The 16,489-nt window shown below is 51.9% G+C and carries 22 protein-coding genes; 6 read left to right on the plus strand and 16 right to left on the minus strand.

Annotation, left to right across the window (positions count from 1 at the left end; translation table 11 throughout):
* Nucleotides 1–2: 2 nt before the first annotated feature.
* From BV494_RS07970 to BV494_RS08020, 12 genes are all read right to left on the minus strand, one after another.
* Complete coding sequence (locus BV494_RS07970) at nt 3–389, minus strand: RusA family crossover junction endodeoxyribonuclease (protein ID WP_104922382.1); 387 nt, start codon at nt 387–389, stop codon at nt 3–5.
* Nucleotides 380–733 (minus strand): chromosome partitioning protein ParB, encoded by a 354-nt coding sequence (locus BV494_RS07975; RefSeq protein ID WP_104922383.1) that lies wholly within the window; start codon nt 731–733, stop codon nt 380–382. Before BV494_RS07975 ends, BV494_RS07970 begins: the two co-directional genes overlap by 10 nt.
* Nucleotides 730–1,005 (minus strand): hypothetical protein, encoded by a 276-nt coding sequence (locus BV494_RS07980; RefSeq protein ID WP_104922384.1) that lies wholly within the window; start codon nt 1,003–1,005, stop codon nt 730–732. Before BV494_RS07980 ends, BV494_RS07975 begins: the two co-directional genes overlap by 4 nt.
* Nucleotides 1,002–1,160, minus strand: a complete 159-nt coding sequence (locus BV494_RS25810) for a hypothetical protein (protein WP_192938104.1) — start codon at nt 1,158–1,160, stop codon at nt 1,002–1,004. The genes BV494_RS07980 and BV494_RS25810 overlap by 4 nt, the downstream gene beginning before the upstream one ends.
* Nucleotides 1,157–3,154 carry a DNA cytosine methyltransferase gene (locus tag BV494_RS07985; protein ID WP_104922385.1) on the minus strand — a complete coding sequence of 666 codons (1,998 nt, stop codon included), beginning with the start codon at nt 3,152–3,154 and terminating at the stop codon, nt 1,157–1,159. Before BV494_RS07985 ends, BV494_RS25810 begins: the two co-directional genes overlap by 4 nt.
* Nucleotides 3,151–4,023: a phage N-6-adenine-methyltransferase gene (locus tag BV494_RS07990; RefSeq protein ID WP_104922386.1), complete on the minus strand. Its 873-nt coding sequence runs from the start codon at nt 4,021–4,023 to the stop codon at nt 3,151–3,153. The genes BV494_RS07985 and BV494_RS07990 overlap by 4 nt, the downstream gene beginning before the upstream one ends.
* Nucleotides 4,020–4,361, minus strand: a complete 342-nt coding sequence (locus BV494_RS07995) for a hypothetical protein (protein WP_104922387.1) — start codon at nt 4,359–4,361, stop codon at nt 4,020–4,022. The genes BV494_RS07990 and BV494_RS07995 overlap by 4 nt, the downstream gene beginning before the upstream one ends.
* Nucleotides 4,358–5,062: a replication protein P gene (locus BV494_RS08000; protein WP_104922388.1), complete on the minus strand. Its 705-nt coding sequence runs from the start codon at nt 5,060–5,062 to the stop codon at nt 4,358–4,360. The genes BV494_RS07995 and BV494_RS08000 overlap by 4 nt, the downstream gene beginning before the upstream one ends.
* Nucleotides 5,044–5,970, minus strand: a complete 927-nt coding sequence (locus BV494_RS08005; RefSeq protein ID WP_104922389.1) for a helix-turn-helix domain-containing protein — start codon at nt 5,968–5,970, stop codon at nt 5,044–5,046. The genes BV494_RS08000 and BV494_RS08005 overlap by 19 nt, the downstream gene beginning before the upstream one ends.
* A complete protein-coding gene (locus tag BV494_RS08010) occupies nt 5,960–6,148 on the minus strand; it encodes a DUF4222 domain-containing protein (RefSeq protein WP_104922390.1) in 189 nt (62 codons plus the stop codon). The genes BV494_RS08005 and BV494_RS08010 overlap by 11 nt, the downstream gene beginning before the upstream one ends.
* Nucleotides 6,149–6,320: 172 nt before the next feature.
* Nucleotides 6,321–6,854: a YmfL family putative regulatory protein gene (locus BV494_RS08015; RefSeq protein WP_226790051.1), complete on the minus strand. Its 534-nt coding sequence runs from the start codon at nt 6,852–6,854 to the stop codon at nt 6,321–6,323.
* 25 nt (nt 6,855–6,879) lie between these two features.
* Nucleotides 6,880–7,089, minus strand: a complete 210-nt coding sequence (locus BV494_RS08020; protein WP_104922391.1) for a Cro/CI family transcriptional regulator — start codon at nt 7,087–7,089, stop codon at nt 6,880–6,882.
* A gap of 100 nt (nt 7,090–7,189) precedes the next feature.
* Here BV494_RS08020 and BV494_RS08025 point away from each other — a divergent pair, with 100 nt between their 5' ends.
* The 6 genes from BV494_RS08025 to BV494_RS08055 all read left to right on the plus strand — a co-directional run bounded on the left by BV494_RS08025 (nt 7,190) and on the right by BV494_RS08055 (nt 12,257).
* Nucleotides 7,190–7,816 carry a LexA family protein gene (locus BV494_RS08025; protein ID WP_104922392.1) on the plus strand — a complete coding sequence of 209 codons (627 nt, stop codon included), beginning with the start codon at nt 7,190–7,192 and terminating at the stop codon, nt 7,814–7,816.
* An 865-nt stretch (nt 7,817–8,681) separates the two neighbouring features.
* Nucleotides 8,682–9,053, plus strand: coding sequence for a YfdP family phage-associated protein (locus BV494_RS08035; protein WP_104922394.1), 372 nt, complete (start codon nt 8,682–8,684; stop codon nt 9,051–9,053).
* A 35-nt stretch (nt 9,054–9,088) separates the two neighbouring features.
* A complete protein-coding gene (locus BV494_RS08040) occupies nt 9,089–9,916 on the plus strand; it encodes a YfdQ family protein (RefSeq protein ID WP_104922395.1) in 828 nt (275 codons plus the stop codon).
* A gap of 376 nt (nt 9,917–10,292) precedes the next feature.
* On the plus strand, nt 10,293–10,679 hold the full coding sequence (locus BV494_RS08045) for a hypothetical protein (protein WP_104922396.1): 387 nt from the start codon (nt 10,293–10,295) through the stop codon (nt 10,677–10,679).
* A gap of 194 nt (nt 10,680–10,873) precedes the next feature.
* A complete protein-coding gene (locus BV494_RS08050) occupies nt 10,874–11,131 on the plus strand; it encodes an excisionase (protein WP_104922397.1) in 258 nt (85 codons plus the stop codon).
* Nucleotides 11,112–12,257 carry a phage integrase Arm DNA-binding domain-containing protein gene (locus tag BV494_RS08055; protein WP_104922398.1) on the plus strand — a complete coding sequence of 382 codons (1,146 nt, stop codon included), beginning with the start codon at nt 11,112–11,114 and terminating at the stop codon, nt 12,255–12,257. Before BV494_RS08050 ends, BV494_RS08055 begins: the two co-directional genes overlap by 20 nt.
* 281 nt (nt 12,258–12,538) lie before the next feature.
* On the opposite strand, the gene BV494_RS08060 is transcribed toward BV494_RS08055, so the two are convergent.
* From BV494_RS08060 to cheA, 4 genes are all read right to left on the minus strand, one after another.
* A complete protein-coding gene (locus BV494_RS08060) occupies nt 12,539–12,757 on the minus strand; it encodes a helix-turn-helix domain-containing protein (protein WP_104922399.1) in 219 nt (72 codons plus the stop codon).
* The gene (locus BV494_RS26065; RefSeq protein ID WP_226790052.1) at nt 12,754–13,149 is read right to left on the minus strand and encodes a hypothetical protein; all 396 of its coding nucleotides are present in this window, start codon (nt 13,147–13,149) and stop codon (nt 12,754–12,756) included. Before BV494_RS26065 ends, BV494_RS08060 begins: the two co-directional genes overlap by 4 nt.
* A gap of 718 nt (nt 13,150–13,867) precedes the next feature.
* Entirely contained in the window at nt 13,868–14,365 is a 498-nt protein-coding gene (cheW, locus tag BV494_RS08070; RefSeq protein ID WP_104922400.1) for a chemotaxis protein CheW, read from the minus strand.
* Nucleotides 14,366–14,449: 84 nt separating this feature from the next.
* Nucleotides 14,450–16,483: a chemotaxis protein CheA gene (cheA, locus tag BV494_RS08075; RefSeq protein WP_192938105.1), complete on the minus strand. Its 2,034-nt coding sequence runs from the start codon at nt 16,481–16,483 to the stop codon at nt 14,450–14,452.
* Nucleotides 16,484–16,489 lie beyond the last annotated feature (6 nt).

The raw sequence follows: 16,489 nt of genomic DNA on the forward strand, positions 1-16,489 counted from the left end.
AATCACTCCACACGATAAGCCGGCTGCACACCGGCGGGTTTGAAATCAGTAATCGTTATTTCTGCCTTCCCCTCTTTGGTAACCGGGCCCCATTCGACCGTCATTCGTTTTACCTGGCTGTCGTCCTTCCAGATACCTGCGTGGGTCAGGCCATCAAACAGCGCCTTCTGGAAATTATCTAAATCGCGTTTTGCCCTGGTGGGCGGGAATAAAACCAGATGAACATCCAGTTCTGTCAGCAGCGCCGGCGGGCTGCAGCGCAACTGCTGATAAATTGACGCCAACGCGTTTGAGCGGAAGATCCGGCCTCGGGCGCTAATCTTCACGCCCGTTTTTGTAGCGCGCCAGTAACCGTTGACGCTTGGCGGGAATGGCAGGATCAATTGCATGTCTGGTACTCCGGCTTCAGGAGGTGATCTACAACTTCGCCAGTATCGACAAAGTAATAATCGCAATCGGTCAGGTTGTTGATGAGCATCACTTCTATTTCCCGAACGGTCATTTTGCTGAATATCTTCACAATCTTTTTAGGAGGCCCGATGTAAACAGGCTCAACCTCGGCCAATTTAGCTGCGGCAAGGTTGTGATGGCCGTCCATCAGCACCGTGTACTGAACGCCACGGAGAAGCACCGGATAAATAGAAACACGGAACAATTTGAAGCGAAGCGCTTTATCTGCGACTTTCTTCCGGTCGAGATAACGCTGAGAGCTAATTAATTTGCCCTGGATCATCCTGCCACCTCGGTAACCGCATCGCAGGTAAACTGGATTTCGCTATCAAATGGAATCTCACAACCCAGATGAATAACTGGGCCGAAGGTTTCCATGAGTGACCAAAGCTGAAACTTTGAATATCCCTCTGAATCAGTCTCTGGTGGGGTGAAGTCAGGCAGACTTGGTGCCATGCGCTGAAGTTCTTCACGATTCGACTTCATGACAGAAAGGCCAAATTCGTTCAGCTTTACTCTTACGTAATTGTTTATGTTTACGGTTGCCATTTTCATTGCTGCACCTCCCCCGCTTTGATCAGACTGTTCAGCACTGCGTCAGCATGTTCCCGCGCCGCTGTGTAGTCAGTGGAATGCAGCTCCCCCGAAGGGGAGACCGCCAGTAACCAGCCTTTGTAAGCAGAGAGCCAGATTTTCTGGAATTCGTTCACGCGGCCACCTCTTTATCAGCGCCGCACATTTCCGGCAGATTGGCGCGCACCAGGGCTTCAGCGAATGGCGGCGGTACCGCGTTACCACAGCGCGCTACCTGTTTGTCTTTTGCGTATTTCTTGCCGCGATAGTCCTGATCGATGATGTACCAGCTCGGGAAACCCTGAGCGGCGTAAAGCTCATGGGGTTGCAGCATGCGCATACCGATATCAACGATCTGGTAATCGACACCCTCAACGGTGACCAGGCCGAATCTGTCATTCGTGGTTACGGTGTGCAGAGACCCGTCCAGACTGATGCCTTCTTTCTCGTTGCCGTAATACTTGAGCAGGAAAGCGCGTACTTCACCGATGTGCAGGCCGCCGGCTGTAATAGTCGGGGCCGGTTCAGTGACTTGCTGGCCATCTTTACAGGTGCCGCGCAGCTTTATCAGAGTGGATGTGACCAGCGCATGATGATCAGTGGTGGTAACTGTGTGAGCCGGTGCATCCATCGCCGCGCCAGCACCGGTGTAGTTACCGCCGAAGTGTTTCGCGAGGAACGCGGTGCATAACTGACTTTTACCGCCACCGCCTGCCGTAATTGTGCCGTTTGGCTCATCAGCTGCGTGACCGACACTGTTGCCGAACTGGCGGGCAATCACCGGAGCGACCAACAAGTGTTCTGCTTTGCTGGTTACGGTGGTAAGTGGCTTGCCAGCTTCATATGCCATGCGGTCGCCGCCAAAACCTGTCTGCCCGATTCGGGCAATGATCGGCGCAACCAGTGCGTGTTTACCACCACCTGCAACAACTGTCCCGAGAGGTTTTTGAATATCCAATGCGCGCGGGGCCTGTCCTTCACGTTCTCCATACCCTATCTGAATCAGCGCCGGTGCTAGTGTTGCTTCTACCATGCCGAGTGCATGACCATAGCCGCCCGGACGTTCTGAACTGCCAGCGGTGATCGTCGGCAATGGTTCATCAACTTCCTGACCAGTCGCACCGGTACGAAATTTGGTGATGTGCGGGGTAACGACCGCATAACCGTGGGTTTTCGTGATCGTCTGAAGCGGCTCATTCAACGCCTGACCACGGAAGCAGTTGTAACTGGTTTTGGTGCTGGTGTGGTTGCACTTCACGATAAACGGCGTCGGGTTGTCGATCACGAAACGCTGAATGCCGCGCGCAATTCGCTTCAGCGTGTTCTCTGCCAGCGGCTTTTTACGCTCGAAGATGCTCGGGCATGGGATTGACCAGTCAATACACTCGGCGGCGGTGCGGTATGACGCCAGCTTTCCGCTCTGCACGTCCAGAGACTTCGGATCGCCGTGGCTGGCCAATGGCCACTTAACGGGCTGCCCGTCGCAACGCATCACCATAAAGAACCGGCGGCGGATTGTCGGCGCGCCGAAGTCACAGGCACGTAATTCACGGTGATCGACAACGTAGCCCAGACCGGCGACCAGACGACGGACATCGTCGCTGTTCACATCGATGTTCAGCACTTCGCAGCATTCTGCAATTGCCGGATGATCAGCGGGAACGCCGGTGGTCAGCATGCCAATAAAAGCCGCAAAGGTTTCACCAGCGCGCGCAGGATCCGGATGTTCTGTGCCATCTTCGGCGGTCAGAAGCGGGCCCCACGTTTTAAACTCTTCGACGTTCTCCAGCATCATCACGCGCGGGCGTTTTGCCAGAGCCCAGCGGATCACAATCCATGCCAGACCACGGATTTCTTTCTTAACGGGTTTGCTGCCTTTCGCTTTGCTGAAGTGACGGCAGTCCGGGCTGAACCATGCCAGGCCGACAGGACGGCCGTCAGTCGCCACAATAGGGTCAACATCAAACACGGATTCGCAGTAATGCAGTGTTTCAGGGTGGTTTGTGCTGTGCATCGCAATGGCGTTCTCGTCATGGTTGATCGCGATATCTACGCTGCGACCCGTTGCCATCTCAATACCGGTGCTCGCCCCACCGCCGCCCGCAAAATTGTCTACGATGATTTCTTTCATGCTGTTGCTCCCATTGCGCGGGCCAGTGTGCCAGCGGTTTGAATGATTTCAGCCGTTGGCAGGCCGTCCATTTTCAGGCGATTGATGTGGTGACGCAGTTTGTTCTGGAGCTGGGCGGCGAGGTTTGAAGACTCTGCTACCTGGTCGAAGAGGTAATGCACTTCGGCTGGCCACACCTGGTTATTGGTTTCCGGTACCGGAATAATTTCTGGAATATTTTGTGGTTGGGTTTGTTGTAAACCGGCTGCCATGCTGCGGATTTGAAATAGAAATGCCTCGCCTTGCGCCAGCAGTTCTTCGCGGTCGATGTAGTTGAATGCAGGACCGCGCCACTTCTTATCAAACACGGCAACAGCACCAGCAAAAAATGCCCCGGTTGGTATTTGCTTTTCATCGGCAGGTTTAAACCAGAAAGGTGTATCAAATCCAATGCGACCACGGATGAATGAGACGTGATCCGCACCTTCTGGCCACCATGTTTCCGAAGTAGCAGCTTTAATTAGAAATACGTAGCGGCCTCCGAGCTCTCGCATCTTGAAGGTATGATTCATGATGTGTGACATACCGGTGACCTGCTGGCCATCGTACTGGCTGGCGCGGGAATACGGAGGGTTTGCGAAAGCTGCGCCATGCAGTTCAGCCAGACGGGCAGACCAGTCCTGAGTTATCGCATTGTCTTCCACGGTATAGAACGCCGGGCACTTACTGTTTTCTCCATCAGTAAACAAGTCGAGAACCAGCGGGCCGAACATGGCATTGATACCCCAGAAAAGTGCGTCGGGCGTGCGCCACTGATCGCCAACTTCTTTAAGCTTGTGAGCAGGCAAAGTTTTCTGCTCGGCTAGAGCCTGTGAATATGGATTGGTCATGCCTGCCCCCTGCCCTGACGTGCTGCCCACAGATTGCGTTCGAACTCAGCACTGATTTCAGCTTTGGTTTTCACTGGCCGCACAACCGGTTCATCAGCCCCTGGCGCCGCGACAGCCTTTGGCGTTTCGCTCAGGAAATACGTTTTCTTTCCGGCACAATGCCCGGTCACGATGTTGAATTGAGGCTTCTTGCTGATAGTGTTTATCGTTGACGACATTGAATGACGCGGCGGGATAAAGCCGGTGTTCTCGATCAGGGCCGCTTCAATGTTTGAACAAGTGCGCGGGGTTCTGTCACGCATCAGCTCTTCGATTGCCATCTGCTGATAGGTTTTCATAACCAGCCCTCCCGTTTTTTCCGGAGATACTCGTCATACATGATCTGTGCGGGGGTCGGGCCCGCTGGCGCTTTTGGCGCGGACAGCATCACAACGGGTGCCGGGATCTGCTCACCTTTCGCCAGGCGTTTTGCCCAGAGGGTCAGGTTATGCTGTACGGATTTACGGACTTCACCCTCGGTGTAGTTATTTTGAAGCATCAACCGGCGGACGTCGGTCACAATCCAGTACATGATCGCCGCTGACCACGGGTAAGCCGCTGGTGTGCTGTAGTCGCCGCGGCGCGCGCAATACTGGTTGAACTCGGTCATCACCTCGTCGACGGTCGGCAGGCCTGCAGCCTGAGCAGCACCGGATTTACACCAGCCGATGAATTTTCCGCAGCTCGGCCAGAAGTCTGTTTCCTGCTGGCGGGCCATGCGCATACCGGCTTTCACCTGTTCCAGCGTGGTCACGCCGCTTTCAGCGAATGCCATGATCCACTGCCGTTTCGCCGCGGCGATATCTGCCGGAGTACTCAGCGCGGTCTGGCGGGCAGCAGGGAAAATCTGCATCAGGTTAGTGAACAGCACATCGACCAGCTTCTCGGCGTCAGCGTTCACGACACGTTGTGGTTTCTCTTCTGGCATCAGCTGAGCCAGCGCGGCGCTGTCGCGGTTCTTAACTGCCATCATCATTTTGTTCACAGGGTGTTCTCCCATGCTTCAGCGCTGTTCCAGTGGCCGCCAGCTGAAGTTTCAGCCGGGACATTTGCGGTCAGTTTGATTGTCAGGTCGTCCCATTTTTCGCGGAGTTTCGACGGGTTCAGGATGTTCTTGCACCAGAAGGTGTCGCGGTTAGCGCGGACAAACAGCTCACAGATTTGCTTATGTGTGCGGCCGTCGGCAGTACACATCAGGCGGATTTCATTTGCCCAGAGGGTCATATCCGGTTCTTTCGGGCGGGAAATCTCGCCGTCGCATTCGGCAGCCTGTTCGTACATGCGGATGATTTTTCCCCAGATGTATTCGGCAGCGGTCAGGTCGTCGGCACCTCCCCACTTACGTTTTTTGGCATTGAACACCACCGCTTCAGGGTGAAGAGCAAGAAAACTTTCATCACTGCTGTCGTCTGGCTGCGAAGCGGCCGGACTAAGGGTTTTATTACCTTGTGGATCAGGTGTTGTAGTTACTTGTGGATCGGCTTCAAAATTTGAAGGGCTAACTGCCGCGACGGCTTTGTTATTTGAACCCTCAGAATTTGAGGCCTCAATTTTTGATACCTCAGAATTTGATGCTTCAAAATTTGAAGGGGTATCTGTGGAGTTTGCTTCTGCTGCCGCCTGAACCAGCTTTGCTACGTTGATGCGATAAATATTGCTGGTATTGCGTCCCTTCGTTTTGCGTTCCTGCACTTTCAGCCAGCCACCCGCCTCGAGAACTTTCAACGCGCTGCGCACAGTGTTTGGGCTTTTCGCCCCAACCTGACGGGCAATGCGCGGGATGGCAGGCCAACTGATACCGTCATCGTTGCTGTAATCAGCAAGGCGGGACATGATCGCCACCTGAGAAATGGATAAGCCAGCAGGCGCGCATGCATCCCAAACCAGCCCCTGAAGTTTATTGCTCATCGGTCATCACCCTCTCAAACCGCGAATTGGATAGCTCGACGGGCTGGGCGCACTCATGCGGGCAACCGGCGCGCATGAAGATGACGCGATCCCCTGCTCTGTCGAAGCCCACGACGTGTACCACAACGCCCCGCCAATCCTTGTAACGCCTGTCCAGCTTTTGGATTTCTTCAGACATGCCGTCACCTTCTGGCTGCTCTGGCGGACGTAACCTACCCACCACGCCGCGAACTGGTAGTTGCACGGCATCCAGCGGTTACCTATCATCACTTCGTACGAAAGAGAGCCAGCGGCACCGCCAGTCGCCACACACCGGATTTGCGGAACGCCAGCTTTTATGAGTAAACTGTTCATGCGTTAATTGCTCCACACTGTTTAGTTAATGCACCCGACGCCTCAAGCTGCACACTTGGGGCGTCACCCTTTCCGGACTTATTCTTTTTCCCAAACAACGCCAGCACAGACCGAACCTCTGCATCACGAGCTGATAAGTGGTGACGGTGATACTTCATAATTTCTGCTGCTTCTGCTGCATCAATCACGCCGTCTTCCAGAGCCGCCTGAATAATCATGTCGACGTGGCCACGATGCGCCGCCGTTCGCATGCTTTTGCTGAACAGCTCAACCTGGTCCAATTCATCCAGTTGGGGGATATCCACGAACAGGCCGCCGCGGCGCTGGGCGAAGTATTCAGCCAGGAAGCTGGTGCCGCTGATGTCTTCCATCGCTTCCAACTCGACAATTTCGAAGAACCGGCAGCCGTTTTTTTCGTACAGGTTGTTGTTGAACTGCGTTTCAGTCATGCCCAGAGCGCCAGCCATTGCAGACCGGCCACCTGAGAACGCTTTGCACATCGCTTTAACTACTGATTTCAGGTCTACCATTTCTCTTTTCCTTCGGTAGTTATGCTTAGGCAGCCGAGTCTGTAGTCTTTTCATAAAGCTCAGCTTTGAACTGGAGCTTCCCCTTGGTTCGGTATGCAGCTTCGGCTGCCCGTCCTTTCGGGATTAACTTCCCGGGGCGATTTCGCCATTGATAGACGGCCTCGCTGGTGATCCCAAAAAAGGCGGCAACTTTCTCTGCACTGCCGAAGTGTTTTTCGATGTCGTCTGTGGTCATATCGCCTCCATTACTAAGTTAAGTTAGATATTAAATACTAATCTTTATTAGGTCAATAAAAACTAAGATTACTTAGCTTTATTTAATTCATGGTGGTGAGATGGAAACGGTCGGCCAGCGGATAAAATCGCTAAGAAAGGTGACGAAAACATCCCAGAAAGATCTGGGTAAATTCTGCGGCGTGAGTGACGTGGCGGTGGGTTATTGGGAAAAAGACGTGAACGTACCGAGCGGTGAGTCTCTTTCTAAGTTGGCTAAATTTTTCAATACGTCGATTGAGTACGTACTTTACGGCACTGAGTTTGAAGATAAGCTGATTACCAGAATGCGGCGCATACCGGTGATCTCATGGGTTCAAGCCGGTGCTTTCACAGAATCAAAATCACCTGAAACCTTCTCAGATATAGAGCGGTGGATAGAAACATCCCTTAGAGTGTCGGCTAATTCTTTCGCTTTAGAAGTTAAAGGGGATTCTATGACAAACCCTAATGGCCTCCCAACCATTCCCCAGGGCGCCACGGTTATCGTTGACCCTGAGGCCGAGCCAGTTAATGGAAAAATCGTCGTTGCCAGAATAGATGGAACAAATGAGGCAACCGTTAAGAAATTGGTCATAGATGGGCCACAGAAGTTCTTGGTACCATTGAATCCTCGCTATCCAAACTTACCGATCAACGGTAACTGCACCATCATCGGTGTTGTCAAAGGCGTTCAATACGACCTTTAGTCCCTCTCCACACTGCTGACTAATCCAAACCAAATTAAACTAAGTTTAGTTTGGTTTTTCGCTTGACCACAAAACTAAGTTAAGTTAGATTAATCCTAAGTACAGCACAACGGGAAGAACACTGTGGGTTGAGGGACTCACTTACCATCAACTCGATCTGACCACAGAACCAGTGTTCTTCCCGATGTTCGTTAAATTAGTGAGTAGGCACGCCCGGAACCAGAGTCAAGTATGGGATTTCACGGAAGGTTACGACTTCATTCACGTTGACGGGATGCTTGCAACCTGCACATACGATGGAGGAGACGGTCTCAGAGAATGCAATGCTAGAAGTAACAGTGAATCTCTCAGAATTACACTTTTCGCAGATAAGTTTTATGTCAGGCATTTTTGCACTCGAGGAATAAGTGGCTCACTCAATAAGATTATTAAGAATCTTCCTATTCCGTATATCAGTATAGCAGGAGTTCAGATTTGTGATTAAGCCGACAACGCAAAAAGCATTGCCGAATGGTGGCTTTACCCAAACCCATTCGTATTTCTGAAAACAGTGCTTTTTTCGTTGTGCATAGCATCCTGGTGATGGTCGGGTTCCCTACCCGATTGCGGGTTCGACTCCCGCCGCACTATCAGATCGACGTGGAACTCGATAATTGCTGTGTGTAGTTGTCTTTCGGCGGTGGCATGACTCTTCAACCATCCAACATCAGGGGGAGTGAAGATAATGTTCTGATCATGACCACCGCCATTTTTTCGCAGACATAGACAAGGGTTCGCTGGCCCCACCCAGTGCGCAACCGGTGGCCCTTTTCTATGTGTGTGAGTAATTTCCTGCGGTGTGCACCGCGATAACGAGGACAGTTGAATGGCTGAAGACCGTATGACCAAAGTCCCGGAGTTTCTCTCCGAACTGGACGCCGGTATTTTCGAAAACAAAATCTCCGCCGCGCTGAATGCCGCAGCTTTAGGCGTTCTTAACAACGGCGGTAAAGGCAAAGTCACCATCGAGATTGATGTTTCCCGCATCAGTAATTCGATGGAAGAAAAACGCGTAATGCTGGCTCACAAACTGAAGTTCTCAGCACCAACGCCGCGCGGGAAAACGTCGGAAGAAGACACCACCGAAACCCCGATGTACGTGGGCAAAGGCGGCAAGCTGTCCATCATGCAGGAAGATCAGGGCCAGTTATTCACAATGGCGGGTGCTGCTGACGGCAAACTCCGCGACGCGCGATAACCATCGCATTAAACCTTCTGAAAAAGGAAATCGTTATGTCTCAAGTTTTAGACGCATCAGCAATCAAAGAAGTCCGCGACATGTCTTTTTCGACGCTGCTGGAAGAGCGTCTTTCCTCCGCTGATTGCCCCGCTGTAGCTCTGCCAGAGTCAGTGCGCATTCATTCTCTCGAAAACCTGCAGGATGGACGCTTCCGCTTCCGCGGGAAAATGGAAACCGCCAGCATTCACGACTTCTGCCGCTACTGTAAACAGTATGCAGGTGCTGGCGTGCGCAGCTTCATCAACGCCGACAACATGGCAGCAGTGACAGTATTCAACCTCGGCACACTGGATTTGCCAGGGCACGCCGATAACACAGCAGTGCTGAAGCTGAAACGCACCGCCCCATTCCAAGCTTTGCTGAATATCAACGGTGCCAAAAACTCACAGAAAGATCTGGCCGAGTGGCTGGAAGACTGGTCTGAATTCCTGATTGCTTTCACCGCTGACGGTGAAGTGCTGGACATCAAGAAAGCGATCGGCGGCGTTCGTAAGATCACAATCGAAGCATCCAGCTCGGCGGATCATGAAGACAGTGATTTCGGTGCCAAACGGTCAGTAATGGAAAGCGTGGAAGCGAAAAGCAAAGAAGTCATGCCAGCGGCTTTTGAATTTAAGTGCGTGCCGTATGAAGGTCTCGGTGATCGCCGCTTCCGCCTACGCTACAGCGTGTTGACCGGCGGCAATGCTCCGGTGCTGGTTTTGCGCATTGTCCAGCTGGAAACCGAAGAAGAGCATATGGCGACCGAGTTCCGCGAACTGCTCGAAACCAACTTCACCGACGTTGAAGTCGAAACATTCATTGGCGAATTCAAAGCCTGATAACGCGGCCTTAAATGCCCTGATTCGCCGGGGCATTTAGTGAATCGTTATTACTGAAATTTAATTGCCACATCGGGCAAGGGCTTCGTTCAATCTAAAAACAGCGTGCAGCTTATTTCTTTCTTAAAGTGTGGAGTAATTCTATGTCCTGGTTAACCATCCCCCCAGCAAAGCCTGTCGTACTTCACCAAACCGGCCATATTGGCCATGTAAGCAGTATTGGAGATTTGCTTGTGGAACTGACTGATGAAGCTCTAACAAGTGAGGGTGTCGCAGCAATTTAGCCCGTGGACTGCATCATTGAAGGTGGTGAGTAACCTTCTGGGCATGGAAGCCAGTGCTATAATCGACACATGTAAATCTGATAGGAATATAAATGAAAATCATAGCCTTGACTTTAATACTAGTCCCTTCATTAACTTTCGCTTCACTCAAAAGTTTAGAACTTGAAGTTTCTGGTACGCATTTCACTATTCCACCCTCTTGCGTCAAGTCGGTGCAAATTGATGAGAATGAAGAGCCAGTAAACAACGGGGTTTATTTTGAAATTGAGTCGCCCTGTTCTAAGCAGTTATCTGATCTCTCCATAATGAATATTGGACAGCAAATGACAATTTCATACAACGGTCAGCTAGTGCAAAAAGCTACCATCACTTCTCGTTTATTCGGTGGATTTAAGTTCAGCACTACCGGAAGCAATATGATGGTAATTCGGCAAATTATCGCTGATTGGAAGTCGAAGCCAGGCAACAGCAATGCCTAAACGGGCTCATTTAGTCAGTCGGGTTTCCGTGAAAAGAATGCTGGATCTGTGGTTTGTTCCAGTTGAGTTTGCGTCAGCAATGCCGCCAGGGGAGAAAATGCTCTGGTGGCGAGCTGGGAAATATTACGGCCGATTTCGGATCAGCCAGTAAGCCGGTGTGCAGCCGGCTATAACTAAACGTGTGGAGTAATAGCATGGGCCAGTTAGTTTCTTTAGCGGAATGGGCAGCAGGGCCAAATGGCTTCAAAGAACCACCGTGTAAAGCCACCCTGCATCGAATTGCAAAAACCCGGCAGACTTACCCGCCGGCAGTAAAACAGGGTCGGCGGTGGGTCGTTGATGAGGAAGCCAGGTTTGTTGGTATGGTTGATCGGGTCGAAATATCGAACCATCTTCCAGCCAACGCCCGCACTTTAGTGGAGAAAGCACTTAATGGCAGCAAGACCCCGTAAATACAACATTTCAACACCGAACTTGTATTGCAAATTGGATAAGCGAAACAACAAAACGTACTGGCAATATCGTCACCCCATTACGGGGGAGTTCGTCGGTTTTGGCACGGATTCAGATGCCGCGCACGCTGCGGCCCTTGAAATGAATCGCATAACTTCAGAGCAATTAACTTCTCAATCTTTCGCCCTGATAGACATCGCGAAGCAAAGAACCGAACCTAATGCTCAGAACATGCGGTTAAAGCAGTGGGTGAAAGAATATAAGGCGCTCCTTGATCGACGCGTGCAGCGAAAAGAGTTGGCATCATCAACCGCTAGAGGCCGTAAGGCGTGTGCTGAACTCCTTTCGGCCAGGTCGCAAAACATATTGCTTAAAGATGTTGGCGCGCGTGAGATGGCTGCTTTGATAAACGAATATGTCGATGCGAATAAAACAAGGATGGCGCAGGTTATGCGGTCGGCGTGGATCGACATGTTTAAAGAAGCACAGTTTGCCGGAGAGGTTCCCCCCGGCTTCAATCCGGCTCTGGCCACCCGTAAACCGCTGGATGAAGTATCCAGACAGAGACTCACGCTCGAGAACTGGTGGGCGATTTATCGCGAGGCTGAACACAGATCACCGTATATCTGCAATGCCATGCTGCTCGCTGTAGTTACTGGCCAGCGCCGTGGCGACATTGTAAAAATGAAATTCTCTGATATTTGGGATGACATGCTTCATGTTGTCCAGGGAAAGGGGAAAGGCAAAATCCGGATAGCGATCCCCTTATCGTTGCATTGTGATGCCATCAACATGAGTGTTCGCGATGTGATTAACAAATGCCGCGACCGCGTGCTGAGCAAACACCTTATCCATAATTCAACGGTCGTCGGGGGTTCAGCCCTGGGCTCACCTGTGGCTGAAGGATCATTAACACAGCGATTCGCCGAGGCTCGAGATTGCGCCAAAATCAAAATCGAAAAGGGCAAAACACCACCTACATTTCACGAACAACGCTCTCTTTCTGAACGCTTATATAAAGCCCAGGGGATCAACACACAGGAATTACTGGGACACACTTCAGCGAAGATGACTGAGCTCTATCATGATGAGCGCAAAGAAAAGTGGATTGTCATTGCCGTTTAATTATCAGTCAGTTTTGGGGAAGAGTTTTGGAGAGGTTTTGGGGAAGAGATTTATTTAGCGATAAAACAGTGGGTTAATTCATTCGTGTGCTGCCTGTACGGCAGTGAACTGTTGCATATTAACGATATTTCCTGATGGAATAATGATTTAGCGCCTGATTCTGTTTAAAACCCTTTTCTCAGCCACTAATAAGACACAACGTAAAATCAATGAGTTAGCGGAAGTCGAAAATAAAGGGGTCGAGACCCCTTTTGGATAATCAACTGCCCATGACCTAAATTTCACGGATACTTTGTTCCGCTGTAGCGGGTCGGCCAGATGATTTCTGCGCGTACACCAATCGCTTCAGCGATCAGTTTTTCACCTTTAGGCCATTTTCGCGTTAACGCATTCGACAGCGTTGAAGAACACAATCCCGCTTCCCGCGATACCGCTGCCATGGTTGTGCCTTTCTTTTTAATCGCGGCAATGATGTCTGCTGAATGCCAGTCCTTTTTCATGCGGCAAACTCCTCAGATGAGGCATAGAGCGCACAGCGAAGCATCTCGAAACGTTCACACAGCACAAACGCTAAAATCTCTTTTATTCTCTTATCATGCAGCGTCAGCAGTGCAAAGTTCAGGGCAGAACATTGATCGCAAAGCTCTTCCGGCTCCGCTTCGGTGTAATCAAATAGCCCGTCATCTAACGGGATCCCCATATTCTTGCGGTGTTCCGGAATAGGTTCGCGTAACGCCATTTCAAGGTTGATCAGCTGGGTTTGCAGCATCATGCACAGTTGATCCTGCGCACCTCTGTTTTGCGGATTCACCAACGCATTCGCCAGCAAACGGCAACTGTCTGTGAGTGCCCAGGAGTCGGGGGATGTTTCGGGGGTATCTAATGTCTTCATTGACTGAAACCTATGGCAGATTGCATCTCTGCTACCGCCTAAGCTCCTACGCAAAGGTGGTAACTCAAGCGGGGGTAGGAGATCGGTCTACCATCCGACCAGCCCGAAGGCTGCCCCGCTTGAGTCACCTGAACAATATACGTAAAAAAACGTTTTATAAAGGTGATACAAAGCGATAGCACACAAAGCGGTGCTACGGCAGAAAACCAGGCTCCTACACCCGGCTGCGGATTTTGCCGCAGCGAGGAGACAATAGCCGGATAACCATACAGAGAAAATGGGCAAACTTCGGGAATGAGATACTGATTCCAAAGAGTTTTTATGGTTTTCAGTGAATTGCAGAGATGGCATTAATACCCCTCCCGGCCTCCCCCTTCGCAGGGGGAGGAGCAAGAAAAAACCACTAAGCACCTGATTTTACAACAAAATAAGAACGAGGACTTTATTTGTCCGAGACGGGTGTTTGTTCGAGACGGGTATTTTTTCGAGACTGGCGCGCTCAAAATCTTGCTGAAAGAAGCGGCCTGAAGACCTGAGGCTTCAGGACCGAGAGAAGGAACCGCGCAGCGGCAAGATTTGCGCCACGCGCCGTTGTGGCAGAACATGTCCGTCGTCCCAGCGGCAGCGCGTAGTGAGAAAAACGCAGGATTGTTAAGGGGCGCGTTTACGCCCCTTAACCCGGTGTGGGCCGGCGCCCACGACCTTGACGTTCAAAGACTTAGATCTTCGTCACCGAATCCACCAACGCCATTTCTTCGCTACTCAGCAACTTCTCAATATCCACCAGGATCAGCATACGATCCCCCAGCGAACCCAACCCGGTCAGGTATTCGGTCGACATGGTGACCGCAAACTCAGGTGCAGGGCGGATCTGATCATGACTCAGTGACAACACGTCAGAAACGCCATCGACCACAATACCGACCACGCGGTTTTCAAAATTGAGGACGATCACCACGGTGTTTTCGTTGTAAATCACATCTTCCTGAGCGAATTTCACGCGCAGATCGAGGATAGGCACGATCACGCCGCGCAGGTTCGTCACGCCTTTAATAAAGGCCGGGGTGTTGGCAATGCGCGTTACCTGATCGTATCCGCGGATTTCCTGCACTTTCAGGATATCGATGCCGTATTCTTCATCGCCTAAAGTAAAGATCAGGAATTCCTGACCTACCGTTTCGCCCGCAATTTTAGACACGGTTGCAAGTCCTGCCATGTTGTTCACCTTCGCTTTTTATCTTTAAATCGGCCTGAGTTCTTCACACCCGGCGACAGTTCAGGTCGCCGGAAGCTTTGCTTGTTATGCGGCGGTTGCGCCTGTTGCTAATTTATCGCGGTTCAGTGACTGCAAGGCAGACACGTCCACGATCAGCGCCACGCTGCCGTCGCCCAAAATGGTGGCGGCGGAAATGCCCGGCACTTTGCGATAGTTGCTTTCCAGGTTTTTCACCACCACCTGATGCTGACCAATCAGCTGGTCAACCAGCAACGCGTAGCGACGCCCTGCGCTTTGTAAAATCACCACGATGCCCTGCGTGGCTTCGGTTTTCGCCTCTTTAACATCAAAGACGTTATAAAGCTCAACCAGCGGCAGATATTCACCGCGCACTTGCAGAACACGCTCGCCACCGGCCAGCGGATGTAAATCCTCCGCCAGCGGTTGCAGCGATTCCATCACGGCATTCAGTGGCAGGATGAAGACTTCTTCACCGACTTTCACTGACATGCCGTCGAGGATCGCCAGCGTCAGCGGCAGCAGAATACGGATCGTGGTGCCTTTACCCTGCTGGGAATGGATTTCAACGTGACCGCCCATTTCCTGAATGTTTCGTTTCACCACGTCCATGCCGACACCGCGGCCTGAAACATCGGTGACTTTTTCTGCTGTCGAGAATCCGGCGGCAAAGATCAACATGCCGACTTCTTCGTCACTCATGTTGTCGTGGACGTTCATGCCCTGTGACGCGGCCTTCGCCAGAATACGTTCACGGTTAAGGCCCGCACCGTCATCGATAACTTCGATGCAGATGTTTCCGCCCTGATGTTCCGCGGACAACGTCAGGTTGCCGGTCGGATCTTTGCCGTTCGCAGCGCGCACGTCCGGGGTTTCCACGCCGTGGTCAAGGCTGTTACGCACCAGGTGCGTTAACGGGTCAATAATGCGTTCGATCAGGCTCTTATCGAGTTCGGTCGAGCTGCCCAGTAACGTCAGTTCGATTTGCTTATTCAGCTTGCTCGCCAGATCACGCACCAGACGCGGGAAGCGGCTGAACACGAATTCCATCGGCATCATACGAATCGACATCACCGATTCCTGCAAATCGCGGGCGTTACGTTCAAGCTGACCCATGCTGTTGAGCAGGTCGCTGTGAACCACCGGATCCAGCAGGTCAGAACGCTGTGCCAGCATCGACTGGGTAATCACCAGTTCGCCGACCAGGTTGATGAGCTGATCCACTTTTTCAACCGCAACGCGGATGCTGGTGGATTCAGGTGCTTTTGGCGCACGCGCTTTTGCCACTTCGGTGTTCGGCACAGCGGTCAGAACCGGAGCTGAACGCGGCGCGGCCGGAACCGGCGCAGCCTCGACGACAACAGGCACGGCGGCAGGCGCGTCGACAACGGCAGGAGCCGCGGCGGCTGCATGGGTGAAACTGATTTGTTCCGGTTCCAGCACAAAACACAGCACCGCAATAATGTCATCTTCAGTCACGGTGGTGATCAGCGTCGCTTCCACGCTGTCAGCGGTCTGAACCGGATCTTTGATCTCGCCAAGATTCCCCAGTTCTTCCAGCATGACCGGCACTTCCTGAGTTTTCAGGCCAGACAGACGCACACGCAGACCACCCGATGCCGGTGCTGCCTGAGCAGCCGGCGCGGCAGTGGTTGCACCGGTGGCAGGCACGGTCTCGACAACGTGAAGATCCGGAGCAGGCTCCCGCTCTTGTTGCGCGTCGAGGGCCAGTTGTCTCAGGGCCGCACAGATATATTCAAAACTTTCTGCATCGGGATCCCGGGATGATTTATAGGCGTCGAGTTGCTCCTGCATAATGTCTTTTGTTTCCAGAAACAGGTTGATGATGTCGGTGCTCAGGCTCATTTCAGCACGACGAGCACCGTCGAGCAGGTTTTCCAGTAAGTGAGTCGTTTCCTGCAAAACCGTAAATCCAAAGGTCGCTGCCCCGCCCTTGATTGAGTGCGCTGCGCGGAAAATCGCGTTGAGCTGCTCTACATCGGGCGCTTGCGGATCAAGTAACAACAGATGTTGTTCCATGTCTGCCAGCAACTCGTCTGCTTCATCAAAAAATGTCTGATAAAAATCAGTAATATCCATGCTCAC

The sequence above is a fragment of the Rahnella sikkimica genome, from assembly GCF_002951615.1.
Lineage (GTDB): Bacteria > Pseudomonadota > Gammaproteobacteria > Enterobacterales > Enterobacteriaceae > Rahnella > Rahnella sikkimica.